The sequence below is a fragment of the Williamsia sp. MIQD14 genome (assembly GCF_051025635.1).
Lineage (GTDB): Bacteria > Actinomycetota > Actinomycetes > Mycobacteriales > Mycobacteriaceae > Williamsia_A.
The window spans coordinates 491,815-507,372 of sequence record NZ_JBPFDG010000003.1; the positions used below are offsets into that span (position 1 = coordinate 491,815).

Annotated in this window: 19 protein-coding genes; 13 read left to right on the top strand and 6 right to left on the bottom strand. The window is 67.8% G+C overall.

Features of this window, described 5'->3' with window-relative positions; genetic code table 11:
* Positions 1 to 11: 11 nt before the first annotated feature.
* The 3 genes from ACQ7HM_RS13850 to ACQ7HM_RS13860 form a co-directional block, all read right to left on the bottom strand.
* Positions 12 to 914, bottom strand: coding sequence for a hypothetical protein (locus ACQ7HM_RS13850; protein WP_434216810.1), 903 nt, complete (start codon positions 912 to 914; stop codon positions 12 to 14).
* Positions 915 to 1,135: 221 nt separating this feature from the next.
* A complete protein-coding gene (locus ACQ7HM_RS13855) occupies positions 1,136 to 2,611 on the bottom strand; it encodes a DHA2 family efflux MFS transporter permease subunit (protein ID WP_434216811.1) in 1,476 nt (491 codons plus the stop codon).
* The gene (locus ACQ7HM_RS13860) at positions 2,611 to 3,126 is read right to left on the bottom strand and encodes a MarR family winged helix-turn-helix transcriptional regulator (RefSeq protein WP_434216812.1); all 516 of its coding nucleotides are present in this window, start codon (positions 3,124 to 3,126) and stop codon (positions 2,611 to 2,613) included. The genes ACQ7HM_RS13855 and ACQ7HM_RS13860 overlap by 1 nt, the downstream gene beginning before the upstream one ends.
* A gap of 128 nt (positions 3,127 to 3,254) precedes the next feature.
* On the opposite strand from ACQ7HM_RS13860, the gene ACQ7HM_RS13865 reads away from it, so the two are divergent.
* The 5 genes from ACQ7HM_RS13865 to ACQ7HM_RS13885 all read left to right on the top strand — a co-directional run bounded on the left by ACQ7HM_RS13865 (position 3,255) and on the right by ACQ7HM_RS13885 (position 6,789).
* Positions 3,255 to 3,740: a glutathione peroxidase gene (locus ACQ7HM_RS13865; RefSeq protein WP_434216813.1), complete on the top strand. Its 486-nt coding sequence runs from the start codon at positions 3,255 to 3,257 to the stop codon at positions 3,738 to 3,740.
* A gap of 64 nt (positions 3,741 to 3,804) precedes the next feature.
* Entirely contained in the window at positions 3,805 to 4,512 is a 708-nt protein-coding gene (locus tag ACQ7HM_RS13870; protein WP_434216814.1) for a DUF2334 domain-containing protein, read from the top strand.
* Between the two features lie 71 nt (positions 4,513 to 4,583).
* Positions 4,584 to 4,823: a phosphoribosylformylglycinamidine synthase subunit PurS gene (purS, locus tag ACQ7HM_RS13875; RefSeq protein ID WP_434216815.1), complete on the top strand. Its 240-nt coding sequence runs from the start codon at positions 4,584 to 4,586 to the stop codon at positions 4,821 to 4,823.
* The gene (gene purQ, locus ACQ7HM_RS13880) at positions 4,820 to 5,500 is read left to right on the top strand and encodes a phosphoribosylformylglycinamidine synthase subunit PurQ (protein ID WP_434216816.1); all 681 of its coding nucleotides are present in this window, start codon (positions 4,820 to 4,822) and stop codon (positions 5,498 to 5,500) included. Before purS ends, purQ begins: the two co-directional genes overlap by 4 nt.
* Before the next feature lie 5 nt (positions 5,501 to 5,505).
* Positions 5,506 to 6,789, top strand: coding sequence for a M18 family aminopeptidase (locus ACQ7HM_RS13885; protein WP_434216817.1), 1,284 nt, complete (start codon positions 5,506 to 5,508; stop codon positions 6,787 to 6,789).
* Here the strand turns inward: ACQ7HM_RS13885 and ACQ7HM_RS13890 are convergent.
* The gene (locus tag ACQ7HM_RS13890) at positions 6,778 to 7,347 is read right to left on the bottom strand and encodes a TetR/AcrR family transcriptional regulator (RefSeq protein ID WP_434216818.1); all 570 of its coding nucleotides are present in this window, start codon (positions 7,345 to 7,347) and stop codon (positions 6,778 to 6,780) included. The genes ACQ7HM_RS13885 and ACQ7HM_RS13890 overlap by 12 nt on opposite strands.
* 74 nt (positions 7,348 to 7,421) lie before the next feature.
* Here ACQ7HM_RS13890 and ACQ7HM_RS13895 point away from each other — a divergent pair, with 74 nt between their 5' ends.
* From ACQ7HM_RS13895 to ACQ7HM_RS13930, 8 genes are all read left to right on the top strand, one after another.
* On the top strand, positions 7,422 to 7,826 hold the full coding sequence (locus tag ACQ7HM_RS13895; RefSeq protein ID WP_434216819.1) for an SCP2 sterol-binding domain-containing protein: 405 nt from the start codon (positions 7,422 to 7,424) through the stop codon (positions 7,824 to 7,826).
* Between the two features lie 38 nt (positions 7,827 to 7,864).
* Entirely contained in the window at positions 7,865 to 9,121 is a 1,257-nt protein-coding gene (locus ACQ7HM_RS13900; RefSeq protein WP_434216820.1) for a cytochrome P450, read from the top strand.
* 2 nt (positions 9,122 to 9,123) lie between these two features.
* The gene (locus ACQ7HM_RS13905; protein ID WP_434216964.1) at positions 9,124 to 9,915 is read left to right on the top strand and encodes a coniferyl-alcohol dehydrogenase; all 792 of its coding nucleotides are present in this window, start codon (positions 9,124 to 9,126) and stop codon (positions 9,913 to 9,915) included.
* Between the two features lie 12 nt (positions 9,916 to 9,927).
* Positions 9,928 to 11,331 carry an aldehyde dehydrogenase family protein gene (locus ACQ7HM_RS13910; RefSeq protein ID WP_434216821.1) on the top strand — a complete coding sequence of 468 codons (1,404 nt, stop codon included), beginning with the start codon at positions 9,928 to 9,930 and terminating at the stop codon, positions 11,329 to 11,331.
* Between the two features lie 13 nt (positions 11,332 to 11,344).
* A complete protein-coding gene (locus ACQ7HM_RS13915; protein ID WP_434216822.1) occupies positions 11,345 to 11,533 on the top strand; it encodes a ferredoxin in 189 nt (62 codons plus the stop codon).
* 38 nt (positions 11,534 to 11,571) lie between these two features.
* Positions 11,572 to 11,958 carry a VOC family protein gene (locus ACQ7HM_RS13920; RefSeq protein ID WP_434216823.1) on the top strand — a complete coding sequence of 129 codons (387 nt, stop codon included), beginning with the start codon at positions 11,572 to 11,574 and terminating at the stop codon, positions 11,956 to 11,958.
* A 160-nt stretch (positions 11,959 to 12,118) separates the two neighbouring features.
* The gene (locus ACQ7HM_RS13925) at positions 12,119 to 13,300 is read left to right on the top strand and encodes a TRAFAC clade GTPase domain-containing protein (RefSeq protein WP_434216824.1); all 1,182 of its coding nucleotides are present in this window, start codon (positions 12,119 to 12,121) and stop codon (positions 13,298 to 13,300) included.
* On the top strand, positions 13,297 to 13,653 hold the full coding sequence (locus tag ACQ7HM_RS13930) for a hypothetical protein (RefSeq protein ID WP_434216825.1): 357 nt from the start codon (positions 13,297 to 13,299) through the stop codon (positions 13,651 to 13,653). The genes ACQ7HM_RS13925 and ACQ7HM_RS13930 overlap by 4 nt, the downstream gene beginning before the upstream one ends.
* Positions 13,654 to 13,718: 65 nt before the next feature.
* Here ACQ7HM_RS13930 and ACQ7HM_RS13935 read toward each other — a convergent pair whose 3' ends face one another.
* Both ACQ7HM_RS13935 and ACQ7HM_RS13940 read right to left on the bottom strand, forming a co-directional pair.
* Positions 13,719 to 14,993, bottom strand: coding sequence for a VOC family protein (locus ACQ7HM_RS13935; protein ID WP_434216826.1), 1,275 nt, complete (start codon positions 14,991 to 14,993; stop codon positions 13,719 to 13,721).
* The gene (locus ACQ7HM_RS13940) at positions 14,990 to 15,502 is read right to left on the bottom strand and encodes an RNA polymerase sigma factor (protein WP_434216827.1); all 513 of its coding nucleotides are present in this window, start codon (positions 15,500 to 15,502) and stop codon (positions 14,990 to 14,992) included. The genes ACQ7HM_RS13935 and ACQ7HM_RS13940 overlap by 4 nt, the downstream gene beginning before the upstream one ends.
* Positions 15,503 to 15,558: the final 56 nt, after the last annotated feature.

Genomic DNA, 15,558 nt, shown 5'->3' on the forward strand with positions numbered 1-15,558 from the left:
CGTCGTTCGCGTCAGTTGGGCCGTCGTTTCTCCTCGGACGGGCGATATCCGCGGATCACGAGGGCGTCGGTGATCGTGCGGATCACTGCGTCGGGGTGGGGAGACAGAGTCGCCGAGTCGACTCGGATCGGCTCCCAGCCCCGGTTTCGGACAGCGAGGTCTCGGCGACGGTCATGCGCCCGGTCGGCGGGGGACGTATGGAATTCGACGCCGTCGTAGTCGATGCCCACCTTGTATCGGCGGTATCCGAGGTCGAATCGCGCGAGCAGTTCACCTCGTGGACCGAGGACCTCGATCTGCGTCTCCGGTTTCGGCAGCTTGCCCTGGATCATGACCCACCGCAGCCAGCTCTCGCCGGGTGACTCGGCGAACGGGTCGATCAACGGGACCAGTTCCCGCATCTGCCGAATCCCTTTCGTCCGGGGGTGGTCTCGGACGTATGACCACAGCTGCCCGAGGTGGAGGTCCGTTGCGGCGGCGAGGGCGTCGAGGCGGCCGAGGGCCATCCACGCAGGAGTTCTCCGGCCGAGGTCGTAGGCGGTCCGAATCGGGGACGTGACCGCGATTCCGTCGACCACGTCGATCATTTCCGGTTCGAGGCCGTCGGTGCGGACGATGTGGACGTCGTTGCGCGTACGTCCGTGACCGCTGAGGTCGCGGATCAGTTCGACCTCGCCTCCGGTGTCGACGAACTTCGCCCCGTGCAGGACGGCAGCGCTCGTGCCGGCGACGATGGCACCGGGTCCGGCCCGCATCGCCGCCGCGCGGATGACGTCGACGGGGGAGAGATCGGTTCCGGGCTCGATGTAGACCCCGCGATGGAGACGGTGACAGTCACGCCGCACGTCGTGTGCGTGAGCGTCTGCTCGGATGATGTGCGCTGTGCCCCACAGCGGGTGCTCGCCGAATGCCATGACACGTTCGACGGTGTCGAGGGCCGTCTGGTTTCACCCGGCCGCCGACAGCGGAGTATCGGCCCGACTGACGCGAACGAAGGCCCAGCTGACGCGAACGACGGCCCAACTGGCGGAAACGACGGCCCAACTGGCGGAAACTACGGCCCCACTGGGGTCGTGCACAGAGAGGCCCCGCTGGTGTGCAGCTACCAGCGGGGCCTCTCGGGTCGAGATTCAGCTCAGTGCATCATCACCGGGGCGGCCTTGACGGGCTCGCCGTTCTCGTCGACCGGGGTGGCGACGGCGATCTTCTTGCGCGGCAGGAAGAACGCGGGCACCAGGCAGATCACGATGAGCACCACGGCGACGACGAAGGTGTCGCCGAAGGCGCCCGCCGAGGCGCTCGGTGTCGGTGCGGCCAGCCCCTTGAGGTTGGTCGCGAGGATCACCGAGATGACCGCGGTGCCGATGGAGGCGGCGGTCTGCTGGACGACGTTGACCAGGGTCGAGCCGTCGGCGACGCTCTCGGCCTTCAGGGTGGCCAGCGCGGCCGACATCATCGGCATCATCGACATGCCCATGCCGAGACCCTGCACGAACAGGGCGCCGCCGAGCAGCCAGTACGAGGTGTCGGCGCCGAGGAACATGAACACGCCGAGACCGATCGCGATCAACACGATGCCGGTGAGCACGAACTTGCCGGGGCCGATCTTGTCGGTCATGCGGCCGGCGATCGGCATCGTCAGCATCGCGCCGAGTCCCTGCGGGGCGACCAGCAGGCCGGCCATCAGGGTCGACTCACCACGCACGCCGATGAAGTACTGCGGGAACAGCAGCGACGCACCGAAGAACGCGATCAGGAAGAACGTGAACGTGACGACGGTGATGCTCAACGTGCGGTTGCGGAACAGCCGCAGATCGAGCAGCGGGGTCTTGCCGCGCAGGGCGTGGACCACGAACGAGATGATCAGCGCGGCGCCGATCACCATGGGGATCAACACCTTCGCCGACATGAATGTGCCCTCGGAGTTCGACGACGAGACGCCGTAGAGGAACACCGCGAGACCGGGGGAGAGCAGCAGCAGCCCGACGAAGTCGAACGGAGGCTTGGACTTCTCCTCCTCGCCGTCGAGGATCCACGCCGAATACGCGATCGCCAGGATGCCGATCGGGACGTTGATCAGGAAGATCCAGTGCCACGACACGAACTCGATGAGCACGCCACCGAGGATCGGTCCGGCGATGGGGCCGAGCAGCATGGGGATCCCGAGGACGGCCATGATCGAGCCGACACGCTCGGGACCCGCTGCGCGCGTGAGGATCATCATGCCGACGGGCATCAGCATGCCGCCGCCGGCACCCTGCAGCATGCGGAACGCGACGAGCGAACCGATGTTCCAGGCGAAGGCACAGAGGATGGAGCCGAGCACGAACAGCACCAGCGACGTCAGGTAGACGTTCTTGGTGCCGAAACGCGCTGTGGCCCAGCTCGAGAGCGGGATCACCGCGGCCAGCGCCAGGGTGTAGCCGGTGGCCGTCCAGGCGGCGTTGGCGGCGGACGTGTTGAACACGTCCTGGAAGGTGTTCTGCGCCACGGCCACGACCGTGGTGTCGAGGATCGACATGATCGCGCCGAGCACGACCACGGCGGCGACCTTCAGGGTGCGGGCGTCGAGCCCCGACCCCTGATCGGCCGATGTTGTCGAGGAGGTCATCAGGTCACTTTCTGATGGTGCCGGTGTGCGAACACCGGATCGGATTCGGACAGGTAGTCGCCGCTGACTATCGAGTGCAGAGCGTCGTACAGGTTGGTGCGCAGCTCGGCGGGCAGCCGGTGGACGAAATGCCGGAACTGCTCCTCCTTGCTGTCGAGATGTGCGTTGACCACGGTGTGGCCCTCGTCGGTGAGGGACACCCGCTTGATGCGTCGGTCGTGGCTGTCCTCGCGTCGGTCGACGAGGCCCAGGCCCACGAGCTTGTCCACGTTGCGGCCGGTGGCCGCGACGGACAGGTGCAACGCCTCACCGAGTTCGTTCACCGACAACGCGCGCCCGCGGCCCGCGAGGACCATGAGGGTGCGGAAGTGCGAGAACGAGATCTCGGTGTTGAACAGGCTGTCGAGCGCATCGACCTCGGCCGTGGTCATGAGGCGCCCGAGGAACTCGACGAGGACGTCGAACGTCTGTTCCGTGGACGCCGCGGTGTCCGCGGACGGGTCGGTGATGGTCACCGGAAAAAGGTAATGCCCACGCAACTATTGCCGCTACCGCAATTGTTGTGACGTGGCGCACTTCGGAGGGAAAACGCCTGTGAGCCGTGTCACGACCACCCCCTGAGCCCCGTGACTACGCTCGACACATGACCTCCATCAAGTCCATCCCGCTCACCACCCTCCAGGGTTCCGACACCAGCCTCGCGGAGTTCGACGGCCCCGTCCTCGTCGTCAACGTGGCCAGCAAGTGCGGCCTCACGCCGCAGTACACCGGGTTGGAGAAGATCGCCGAGGACTACCGCGATCGCGGGCTCACCGTCGTCGGCGTGCCGTGCAACCAGTTCATGGGTCAGGAGCCCGGTACCGCCGAGGAGATCGAGACGTTCTGCTCGACCACCTACGGCGTCACCTTCCCTCTGATGGAGAAGGTCGACGTCAACGGCGACAACCGGCATCCGCTCTACGCCGAGCTGACCCAGGCGTCCGATGATTCCGGCGAGGCCGGCGACGTGCAATGGAATTTCGAGAAGTTCCTCATTGACGCCGACGGCACCGTCGTGAAGCGTTTCCGCCCGCGCACCGAGCCCGACGCCCCCGAGGTCATCGAGGCGATCGAGTCGGTCCTCTCCTGAGAGTTGGCACGCCGTACACGGCGACATAACCGACGGCTCACCTGCGAAATGGACACTCGGGGTCATGGCAGGACAGTTGTATGTGTCGGTCTCGGGGATCCGCGCCGACACCCTCACCGACACGCAGGCCTTCGTCGACGAGCTCGCCCGGCGCGAGGTGCCCACCTCGCTGCTGGTGTCGCCGCGACTCAAGCACGGCTACCGCCTGCACGACGACGCCGAGACCGTCGACTGGCTGCGTGAGCGGCGGTCGGGTGACGACGCGATCGTGTTGCACGGCTACGACCAGGCGGCCACGAAGCGACGCCGCGCCGAGTTCGCGGTCATCGACACCCACGAGGCCACGCTGCGTCTCGCCGCCGCCGATCGGGTGCTCGAGGCGGCCGGCCTGCGGACGCGACTGTTCGCCGCGCCCCGGTGGACGGCATCGGCCGGTGCGACCGCCGCGCTGCCCGCGGCCGGTTTCCGTGTGAACCTCGGCTTCACCGGGTGGGACGACCTGGTCACCGGCCAGTTCACCCGTGCGCGGGTCCTGGGCTTCGGTGACGGCTTCCGCGCCGATGCGTGGTGGGCACGGATGGTGGTCGTCTCGACCAACCGGACCGCCCGGCGCGGCGGGGTGGTGCGGCTGTCCATCGCGGCGAAGCACCTGCAGACCCCCATCGCGCGGCAGACGCTGCTCGACTGTGTCGACCTCTCGCGTCACCACGGTCTGACGCCGGTCACCTACCGCCGTCTCACCGGGGTCGCCGCCGGGCGCGGCGCCGCCTGACCGGTAAACTCTGCTCGATCGAGAACCCTCAGGATCGAGTACCGGTCGATCGGAATCAGGAGCGCACTCTCATGGCACGTGTGGTGGTCGATGTGATGCCCAAGACGGAGATCCTCGACCCGCAGGGTCAGGCCATCGTGGGGGCACTGGGACGGCTGGGCTTCTCCGGCATCGCCGATGTCCGCCAGGGCAAGCGGTTCGAACTCGAGGTCGACGGCACCGTCGACGACGTCGCACTCGACCGCATCGCGGCGGAGTTGCTGGCCAACACCGTGATCGAGAACTTCACGGTCTCGCGGGCCGAGCAGTGACGGCGCGCATCGGCGTCATCACCTTCCCCGGCACCCTCGACGACGTCGACGCCTCGCGCGCGGTCCGTCTCGCCGGTGCCACCCCGGTCGAGCTGTGGCACGCCGACACCGACCTGCAGGGAGTCGACGCGGTCGTGGTGCCCGGCGGCTTCTCCTACGGGGACTACCTGCGCGCCGGTGCCATCGCGCGGTTCGCGCCGATGATGGGTTCGGTCGTGCAGGCCGCCACCCGCGGCGTCCCGATCCTGGGGATCTGCAACGGTTTCCAGGTGTTGTGCGAGGCCGGACTGCTGCCCGGCGCGCTCACCCGCAACATCGGTCTGCACTTCGTGTGCCGTGACCAGTGGCTCGAGGTCGCCTCGACCACGTCGGCGTGGAGCAGCCGCTTCGAGCCCGGCGCCGAGATCCTGGTTCCGCTGAAATCCGGTGAGGGTCGCTACGTCGCGTCCGAGGACGTGCTCGACGAACTCGAGGGCGAGGGCCGCGTCGTGTTCCGCTACGCCGGGGACAACCCGAACGGATCGATGCGCTCGATCGCCGGCATCTCCAGCGCCGACGGCCGCATCGTCGGCCTCATGCCGCATCCCGAGCACGCCACCGAACCGCTCACCGGCCCCAGCGACGACGGTCTCGGGCTGTTCTACTCGGCGCTCGACGCCGTGCTGGCCACCGCCTGATCCCCGTGGCCGACACCGCGATCACCACCTCGGCGACCGCGCCGGGACTGTGTGAGTTCGTCGACGCGTCCCCGTCGCCGTTCCACGTGTGCGCCACGGCGGCAACGCATCTGCGCGAGGCCGGGTACACCGAACTGCACGAGGCCGACGCCTGGCCCACCGAGCCCGGCGCCCACTTCGTGATCCGCGGTGGTTCTCTCATCGCCTGGGACGCCCGCGACGCCGGCACCGCCTTCCGCATCGTCGGCGGGCACACCGACAGCCCCAACCTGCGCCTCAAGCAGCACCCCGAACTCCGCTCGGCGGGTCTGCGGATGGTCGGTCTCGAGCCCTACGGTGGGGCCTGGCTCAACTCGTGGCTCGACCGCGATCTGGGTGTCTCCGGACGCGTCGCGATCCGTCGCGGCACCACGATCGAGCAGCGTCTGATCCGGGTCGACGACCCGATCCTGCGGGTGCCGCAGCTCGCCATCCACCTCTCCGAGGATCGCAAGGGCGTCACCCTCGACCCGCAGCGGCACGTCAACGGGGTGTGGGGCGTGGACACCGGTGGTGACCGGACGTTCGTCGAGATGATGTGCGCGCGTGTCGATGTCGACGCCGCCGACGTCCTCGGCTGGGAGTTGATGACCCACGATCTGGCCCCGAGTGCGGTGGTCGGCGCCGACGGCGACCTGATCAGCGCCCCGCGCCTGGACAACCAGGGCACCTGCTACGCGGGGTTGCGCGCTCTGCTCGACGGTGCCTCCGGCTCGGCCCACACCCGTGTGCTGGCGCTGTTCGACCACGAGGAGGTCGGCAGCGCATCGGATCGCGGAGCGGCATCCGACCTGCTGATCTCGACGCTGGAGCGGATCGTGGCCGGGCGCGGCGGCGACCGTTCGGAGTTCCTGCGCACGATGGCGGCCAGCGTCTGTGTCTCCGGCGACATGGCCCACGCGACGCATCCGAACTACCCCGACCGTCACGAGCCGGCCCACCGCATCGCGGTGAACGGCGGCCCGGTGCTGAAGGTGAACCAGAACCTGCGCTACGCCAGCGACGCCGGCGGCGAGGCCCTGTTCGCACTCGCCTGCGAGCAGGCGGGCGTGCCCCTGCAGCGGTACGTGCACCGCGCCGACCTGCCGTGCGGGTCGACGATCGGACCCATCACCGCGACGCGCACCGGTCTGTCGACCGTCGATGTCGGTGCCCCGCAACTGGCGATGCACAGCGCCCGCGAACTGATGGGCGCCGCCGACATCACCTTGTATTCGGCTGCGCTGCAGGCGTTCCTGTCACCCTTCTGACGCGTCGATCCCGCGGAGCTCGCCGCCGATCAGGGCCTGCTCGGCGCGGGTGAACAGCCACGCGAGCGCATCCGGATCGTCGTCGATGGTGATCTGCTCGTACCCGATCAGCAGGTACATCGACCACTTCGCGAACATGTCGGCGCCGCGGCGGTCACCGAGGATGTCGAACGCGGCGTCGGCCAGTGCGTCGATGCGCTGGGAGTCGACTTCCTGCTGCACCGCGCGCACCTCGGGGTCGAGGCTGCTCCAGGTGCGGATCGCGGCCTCCGCGCGGTAGGGGAGCGACAGGCCGATCGCCCGCAGCGCATCGATGCGCGCCCGTGGATCCGACTGGGCGCGAACACCTTCCACCAGCAGCGTGGTGCTCTCGGTGTGCCAGTGGGTGATCAGCTCGCTCGTGTAGGCGCCCCAGTTGGCGAAGAAGTGATAGAAGCTGCCCGAGGTCACGCCGAGGCGGCGACAGACCTCGGCGAGCTTGAGTCCGCCGTAGCCCTGATCGGCCAGGACTCCCAATCCGGTCTCCAGGTACGCCTGGCGCGAGGTCGTCGATACCACCCGCTCAGCCTAGACGCCATAAGTTCACTTATGTTAGTGTGACCCACGCCACCACACACCCACCGGAGGTCGACGTGAGTTTCACCAGTTCCGACGAGGTCGCCACCTACATCGGGGGCATCTTCGAGACCGCCTTCGCCGATGCCGAGCTCGGCCCCAAGCTGGCCGAGACCGGCATCGTGCTCGAGTTCGACTTCAGCGATCCCGAGACGCACCTCATCATCGACACGACCGCGGGAGCGGTGCACAACGGGCGCGAGGGCGCACCGGAACCGGCCGCGACGATGTCGATGACCGCCGACGTCGGCAACGCCTACTGGCAGGGGAAGGTGAACCTTCCGATGGCCATGGCGAAGAAGAAGATCAAGGTCGAGGGCAACGTCGCGTCGCTGCTGAAGCTGGCGCCCCTGTCGAAGAAGTTGTTCCCCACCTACATCGAGCGACTCACCGTCGACGGCCGCGACGACCTGCTCGTCTGAATTCCCGACCCCCAGCTCTCCTCCGCAGAAAGTCCACCATGAGCGCACCCACCGCCGATCGCACCTTCCACCCCGACACCATCTCGCCGCTGTCGTTCTGGGCCGCGAGTGCCGCCGACCGCGAGGCGACCTTCGCCCGTCTGCGCGCCGACGCCCCGGTCAGCTGGCACCCGCCCGTCGAGGGGGCACTCATCCCACCCGAGCAACCGGGCATCTGGGCGGTCGCACGCCACGCCGACATCGCGTACGTGTCCAAGCACCCCGAGCTGTTCACCTCCGGTCAGGGCGTGATGGTCGAGGAGGTGCCCGAGGAGATGCTCGAGGCGGCGATGTCGTTCCTCGCGATGGACGGCAAACGGCACTCGATGCTGCGGCGGCTCGTGAGCGCAGCTTTCACGCCGCGTCGCGTCGAGGCGATCACCGAGCAGATCGAGAACCAGGCCCGCGTCATCGTCGACGATCTCCTCGCCACCGACTCGGGTGACTTCGTGGCCCAGGTGTCCAAGCGCCTGCCCATGTGGACCATCTACGAGATGATGGGCCTGCCCGAGGAGCATCGCGAGGAAGCCGCCCACCACGCCGACGGCATGGTCTCGTGGAACGACCCCGATGTCGCCGCGGGACGTGAACCCGGCGAGGTCCTCAACGAGTCGTTGGTCGCCCTCCTCGGTCTCGCCCTCGATCTCGCCGAGGCCCGACGCGCCGATCCCCGCGACGACCTCATGACGAACCTGGTGGAGGCCGAGGTCGACGGCGAGCACCTCACCGACGAGGAGATCGCGGCGTTCTTCGTGCTCCTGTCGGTGGCCGGCAACGACACCACCCGCAACACGATCAGCCTCGTGGCCCGTGCGCTGCAGGACAACCCCGAGCAGCGCTCGCTGCTCGTCGACGACTTCGAGGGCCACGCCGCGACCGCGATCGAGGAGTTCGTCCGGTACGCGACCCCGGTCATGACGTTCCGGCGCACCGCCGTCGTCGACACCGAACTCGGCGGGCAGCAGATCAAGGCCGGCGAGTGGCTGCTGCTGCTCTACCCGTCGGGCAACCGCGACGCCGACGCCTTTGACGCCCCCGCCGCGTTCGACGTGACCCGGTCGCCCAACCCGCATCTCGGTTTCGGCGGCGGTGGGCCGCACTACTGCATGGGTGCGTTCCTGGCGAAGACTCAGCTGCGAGAGCTGTTCGGCCAGTTGCTATCCCGCGCGCCGGGACTCACCCTGGGCGACCCGGAGTACCTCGTCGGGAACTTCGTCCATGCCGTCCGGTCCCTGCCCTACACCCTGGAGAAGTGACGATGGACGACCTGCGCGGCACGAGTTTCGTCGTCACCGGCACCGCTTCGGGTATCGGTCACGTGGTGGCCACCAAGCTCCTCGACGCCGGTGCCCAGGTGCACAGCCTCGATCGCAACACGCCCACCGCGGCCGTCACCTCACACATCGAGGTCGACCTGGCCAATCCACGCAGCATCGACGCCGCGGTCGAGAGTCTCGACGGCGAGTTCGACGGTCTGATCAACGTCGCCGGCATCCCCGGTACCGCGCCCGGTGACCTCGTCCTCGCGGTGAACGCGCTGGCGGTACGTCACCTCACCGAGGCCATGTTCGGGCGGCTGCGCTCGGGCGGTTCCATCGTGGTGGTCTCGTCGATCGCCGGCATGAACTGGCCCCTGCGACTCGATGCGGTGCGTGACCTGCTCGCCACCGACACCTTCGACGAGGGCGCGGCGTGGTTCAAGGAGCACCCGCAGGAGGGCAACGCCTACAACTTCTCCAAGGAGGTCGCCACGGTCTACGCGATGTCGATGTCGCTGGCCCTGGTCGAGATGGGGCTGCGCATCAACGCGGTGCTGCCCGGACCTGTGGAAACCCCGATTCTGCCCGACTTCGAGGAGTCGATGGGCAAAGATAATCTCGACGGCGTCAGAGGTCTGTTGGGCCGACACGCCCAGCCCGACGACATCGCCGACGCGATCATCTTCCTGGTCACCGACTCCGCGCGCTGGATCAACGGCCATGGACTGGTCGTCGACGGCGGTCTCAGCGGAGGCATCCTCACCGGCGTCGTACCGGCACCCGAGATCTGACAAGGACCCATCATGGCTGCACCCACCCTCCCCACCACACCCGCCGCCCAGCCGGTCGAGAACTCCGTGCTCGCCGAGTTGCGTCGGTACCACGCATCCGGTGTGACCCGCGACATCGGTTGGCGCACCGCGCAGTTGACGGCTCTGGAGACGATGCTCGACGAGTGCGAGGCCGATATCGTCGCCGCGCTCGACGCCGATCTCGGTCGCGCCGGCTTCGACGCCTGGCTCGGTGACATCGCCTCGACCAAGGGCGAGGCCACCTTCGCCCGCAAGAACCTGAAAAAGTGGATGAAGCGACAGAAGCAGTCGCTGCCGCTGGCGCAGCTGCCCGCCCGCGGCTGGGTCCAGTACGAGCCGCTAGGCGTGGTGCTGGTGATCGGCCCGTGGAACTACCCCGTCTACCTCACCCTCGGCCCGCTGGTCGCGGCGATCGCGGCGGGCAACTGCGCGGTGCTCAAGCCCTCGGAGATGGCGCCGGCCTCGTCGGCGCTGCTGGCGCGCATCGTGCCGCAGTACCTCGACACGAAGGCTTTCCGGGTCGTCGAGGGCGACGCGTCGACGACGCAGGATCTGTTGGCGATGGGCTTCGACCACGCCGTGTTCACCGGTGGCACCGAGGTCGGCAAGAAGATCATGGCCGCCGCCGCGCCGACGCTCACCCCGGTGACCCTGGAACTGGGTGGCAAGAGCCCGGTCTACGTCGCCGCCGACGCCGATCTCGACGTCACCGCACGCCGCATCGCCTGGACCAAGCTGCTGAACTCGGGTCAGACATGCATCGCGCCCGACTACGTGCTCGCCGACCGCTCGGTGGTCGACGAGCTGGTGCGCAAGATCGGTGACACCATCGCCGAGTTCCGCGCCGACCAGACCGAGCCGACGGTGAAGATTGTCAACGATCGGCAGTTCGACCGGCTGTCGGGTTACCTCGACGCCACCAGTGGGCGGATCGCCCTCGGCGGCGGGGTCGACCGCGAGAACCTCCGCATCGAGCCGACCGTGGTCGTCGACCCCGATCCCGACGACGCGGTGATGGAGAACGAGATCTTCGGCCCCATCCTCCCGATCCTCACCGTCGACTCGCCCGACGCCGCGATCGCCTTCGTCAACGCCCGCCCCAAGCCGCTCGCGAGCTATGTGTTCACCTCGTCGAAGGCGCTGGGGCAGAAGATGATCGACGCCATCCCGTCGGGCGGCGCGGTGGTCAACCACATCGCCATGCACTGCCTGATCCCCAGCCTCCCGTTCGGCGGTGTCGGTGCCAGCGGCATGGGCGCCTACCACGGCCGGTGGGGGTTCGAGGCGCTCAGTCACCGCAAGGCGGTGCTGGCCAAGCCGACGAAACCCGATCTGTCGCTGATCTATCCGCCGTACAGCGACCGCGCGGTCAAGCTGCTGCGCCGGATGCTCTGAGAGGGGAGCGGGCGTGCACGTGACGGTCGATCGGGACATCTGCTGCGCATCGGGCAACTGTGAGATGGCGGCGCCGGCGGTGTTCGAACTCGCGGACTCCGGCGAGGTGCAGGTCGACGACGTCGCGGTCGACGCGAACATCGACACCGTGCGCCGGGCCATCAGCGAATGCCCCACCCAGGCGCTGACTCTCGTCGAGTGACCCGCGGCCGCGGTGGCGCGGCCTCGTATCCTGCCGATATGAACCTCGCCGGTGCGGTGATCTACGTGTCCGATCTGGACCTCATGCAGCGGTTCTACGCCGACTGCCTGGGTTGGACCGACGTCGATCACGGCGAGGGTTACCGCGGCATGGCGTCGTCGGTGGGTCTGGTCACGCTCGTCCGGTCACCCGACGCGACTCCGTCGGCCGTGCCCGCGCCGCGCCGCAGCGCGACGGCGATCAAGCTGACCGTAGAGGTGGACTCCCTCGCAATGGCACGTGAGTGCTTCGCCGCAGCGGGCGGCACGGTCGAGTCCGCCTCGACCCAGTGGACGTTTCGTGGTGCCACGCACTGCGATGCGGTGGATCCCGAGGGCAACGTGATCGGCCTGATCGAGAAGGCCGCCGACATGCCCGATCTGTGATGTGTCGGCTCGCCGCCGATGCCCGGTCGCGGCGCTCTTGCTAGCTGAGTTCTCGCGTCGACGCGGTCGCAGTGACGCCATCCAGTTCGGTGGACGGGCGGACGAGGCAACCGTCGACGCGTGAAGAGGCGTGCAAGCGGTCGTGCGATACCGTCCTGGAATGGCCAAGTTTCCCAGGGTTCGAGAGCAACACATTGCAGTCTTCGGCGAAAGCGGGTCGGGCAAAACTGTTCTGGTCTCGTCGTTCTTCGGTCCGGCTCAGGAGGGCTCGTACAAGAACGATCTGTGGGATCTCGTGGCCGACGAGGTGGGCCAAGGGATTCGGCTTTACAAGAATTTTCTCGGTATGCGCGACAAAGCGACAGTGCCGCCAGCCACTCGCTTCAGGGCCACCACGTACTACTTTTCGGTCAAGCTCAAGGGCGCAGAAGTCGATGCGGCCAAGAAGTGGCCGTTCGATGTCCTCCGGCTCGCGTGGCATGACTACCCGGGTGAATGGTTCGAAGCTGAGCCCAGCAGTGCTGGGGAGCGCGACCGGCGCACAGAATGTTTCCGTTCGCTGCTGCGGTCAGACGTCGCGATTTTGCTGGTGGACGGCCAAAAGCTGCTCGACCATCACGGCGAGGAAGAGCTCTATCTCAAGTCGTTGATGTTCAACTTTCGACAGACGTTATCGCGGCTCGAAGACGATCTGCTCGAGGACGGTCCCATTGTCGAGTTCCCGAGGATCTGGATCCTGGCCCTGTCGAAAGCCGATCTCCTTCCGGACTGGGATGTCGACAGATTTCGTGATCTGGTCATTCTCAATGCTGCAGAGGACATCGAACGTCTCCGTTCGACCATCACGGGGTTCATCGAGGCCCCCGAGGCATTGTCGATCGGCGAGGATTTCATGCTGCTCTCGTCAGCGAAGTTCGAACGTATGGCCGGCAGTCCGCGTGCGATCGGCATCAATATGTCGCGGCGGATTGGCCTCGATCTCATCCTTCCGGTGGCGTCGATCCTGCCGCTGGAACGCCGTGTGCAGTGGCAAACAAAGTACGACATTCCTTTCCGGGTGCTCGACACGCTCGCCGACGGCGCAGAGTTGTTGGCGGCCGCTCTTGCCGACGGGAAATTCACACCGGTCGAGAAGCTCCTGGCCAAAATGCCCAAGGGAGGAAAGATCGCCAAGGCGATGCTGCCGATCCTGGCGGAGGCCGTCGCGTTGGCGGGGCCGAAACTCCTGGAGATGAACGAGAAGGCGAGAGCGCGAAATGACGTCCTGCGAACGACGATGACGCAGTTCAAGCTGGACCTGGAGCGAGGCGTCGAGGACAAGGTCATCAGGAATTCGAGATGACCGTCGCGCGTTCCGAGAGCGTCATCTGGGCCACTAGAGGGCGTACATGGGGCTTTCGATTCATTCTGGATGCCGGACATAGCGACCCGCTCCAAGAATACGAACGCGCCTTCGGAGATGAGTGGGACGCACCGACCGCTTGGCACCGCCACGACGGACGCGTCGCTCTGCGCTTTCCGGATCCTCTCGGCCGTCACGACTCAGCCGGTCGTGTGATCCCGCACGAATTTGTTCTGTTCGGCGACCTTGCTGACGCCGTCGATTCCGTCGAGGATGGTGTGAACACGGTGTGGCCGTTGGTGTCCGAGATGTACGCGCATATGTGGGAGGCTCCGAACCCACCGAACGGATGACACTCGTCGAGTGATCGCCGATCAGCAGTTCTTCCCGCTCAGCGGGAAGAACTGCTGATGTCGCGTCAGTACTGCCCGAGGTAGAACCGCACGCCCTGGTCGTCGCGGCATTCCGCGACCGTCGCGTACGGCGCCCGTTCGGGTCCCGAGATCACCTCGCCGCCGGCGGAGCGGACGCGTGCGACGGCGAGGTCGATGTTCTCGACCGCCCACATCGCGACGGCCGAGTGCGCCGCTGCGCCGCCGGCGATCCCGATCTGCGGACGGGCGTCGTCGACCTCCCAGCCGTCGTCGATACGTCCGGCGGTGAACTCCCAGCCGAGCACCGACCCGTAGAAGTCGCGCAGGGCCCCGCTGTCGGGGGTCTCGACGGTGAGATAGGTGAGTTCTCCGTGTCCCGACGGGTGCAGATCACCCCGCGGCTCGTCGGGGTCGGGGACGTACACCGCGAACCGCACGCCCTGATCGTCGACGGCGTCGAGTGATCCGGGATGGCCGCCGGGCTCGGTGACGTCACGGCCCCCCGCGGCGAGGATCGCCGCGCGGGCGGTGTCGAGATCGTCGACGGCGTACACGCAGAACACCGTCCGCAGGTCGTCGAGGCTCGAGATGCCGAGTCGGTGGCCGAGATTGGTGACCTGGCGGGTCTCGGGGTCGTACCGCCAGCCGAGCACCGCACCGTAGAAGCGCACTGCGGCCTCGACGTCGGGCACGCACAGCGACGGGTAGATCAGGTCGCCGCGACGCACCCGCGCGACGGCCGCCGACCGTGAGGGGCCGCTCAGCATCCACCGGTGTCCGAACGGGTCGATGATCGCCCCGATACGGGATCCGTAGCCCTCGTACGGTTCCCGCTGCACCGTCGCCCCGCCCGCACGGGCCGCGGCGACCGCCCGATCGGTGTCGGGGACCGCGAGCATCAGGCTGACCGACACCGCGCCGGGCGCCGGGGCCGCCAACCCGAGATCGGGGGCGGTCTCGGCGAGATACACCACGCCACCGCCGATCTCGATCTCGGCGTGACCGACCGAGCCGTCGTCCATCACGATCGGCTCGCCGCGCAGGCGTCCGCCGAGCACGGTCGTGTACCACTCGATGGCCGCACGGCCGTCGCCGACGGTGAGATACGGCAGGGCGCCGGGGCGCTCGACGACCGGGGGATCGGCTGCGACCGAGGGGGTGTCGTCGACGGTGAGGGACATGTCGATTCTTTCCGGGAGGGTGGCGCCCCGTTCGAGGCGGATGCGCAGGCGGCTGCGGAAATCCGCCGACGGGTCGAGGGGTGTGTCGTCGGCGCGCAGGACGGCGAGCGGATCTCGGTCTCCGGGATGGGTGGTCACGACACGCCTCCTCTCGCGGTCGGAGCGCCCGGATAGTGGGCGCGGAAGTCGCGCTTCGCGCGGGTCAACAGCGCCTCGGTCGCCGACACGGTGCGGCCGAGGTGTCCGGCGCAATCGGCGACGGTGAGGTCGTCGACATAGCGCAGGGTGAGCACCGCCCGATGCAGCGGTGTGAGTTGCGAAAGCACGTGTTCGGCGATGAGTCGGTCGAGCTCGGTGTCCCAGCCGTCGTGGACGGTCTCGGGCACCTCGGCGACCGGTGTCGCGGTCCGTGCGGCGCGACGCCAGTGGTCGGCGAGCTTGTGCCGGGCGACGCCGACCAGCCACGCGGTGCCCGACGCGGGCATCGCACCCCGGCGCGCGGCGTCCATCGCGGCGAGGAACGTCTCCGAGGTCAGGTCCTCGGCGACGGTGGTGTCGCGACACCGGCGCAGCAGGTATCCGTAGACGACCGGCACCGCGTCGTCGTAGATCTCGAGGAGCGCGCCCGCGCCCGATCCGACACTCACATCCCCATAGTCGTCGGGTGGCGCGGAAATCCGGCGGAATCGGAGGCGACCCGTAA

What these genes read in the sequence shown, in the direction of transcription:
- ACQ7HM_RS13920 (WP_434216823.1), top strand. Translation starts at nt 11,572, where the DNA reads ATGAACCTCGCCGGTGCGGTGATCTACGTGTCCGATCTGGACCTCATG.
- ACQ7HM_RS13925 (WP_434216824.1), top strand. Translation starts at nt 12,119, where the DNA reads ATGGCCAAGTTTCCCAGGGTTCGAGAGCAACACATTGCAGTCTTCGGC.
- ACQ7HM_RS13930 (WP_434216825.1), top strand. Translation starts at nt 13,297, where the DNA reads ATGACCGTCGCGCGTTCCGAGAGCGTCATCTGGGCCACTAGAGGGCGT.
- ACQ7HM_RS13905 (WP_434216964.1), top strand. Translation starts at nt 9,124, where the DNA reads ATGGACGACCTGCGCGGCACGAGTTTCGTCGTCACCGGCACCGCTTCG.
- ACQ7HM_RS13900 (WP_434216820.1), top strand. Translation starts at nt 7,865, where the DNA reads ATGAGCGCACCCACCGCCGATCGCACCTTCCACCCCGACACCATCTCG.
- ACQ7HM_RS13870 (WP_434216814.1), top strand. Translation starts at nt 3,805, where the DNA reads ATGGCAGGACAGTTGTATGTGTCGGTCTCGGGGATCCGCGCCGACACC.
- ACQ7HM_RS13910 (WP_434216821.1), top strand. Translation starts at nt 9,928, where the DNA reads ATGGCTGCACCCACCCTCCCCACCACACCCGCCGCCCAGCCGGTCGAG.
- ACQ7HM_RS13865 (WP_434216813.1), top strand. Translation starts at nt 3,255, where the DNA reads ATGACCTCCATCAAGTCCATCCCGCTCACCACCCTCCAGGGTTCCGAC.
- ACQ7HM_RS13855 (WP_434216811.1), bottom strand. Translation starts at nt 2,611, where the DNA reads ATGACCTCCTCGACAACATCGGCCGATCAGGGGTCGGGGCTCGACGCC.
- purS (WP_434216815.1), top strand. Translation starts at nt 4,584, where the DNA reads ATGGCACGTGTGGTGGTCGATGTGATGCCCAAGACGGAGATCCTCGAC.
- ACQ7HM_RS13850 (WP_434216810.1), bottom strand. Translation starts at nt 914, where the DNA reads ATGGCATTCGGCGAGCACCCGCTGTGGGGCACAGCGCACATCATCCGA.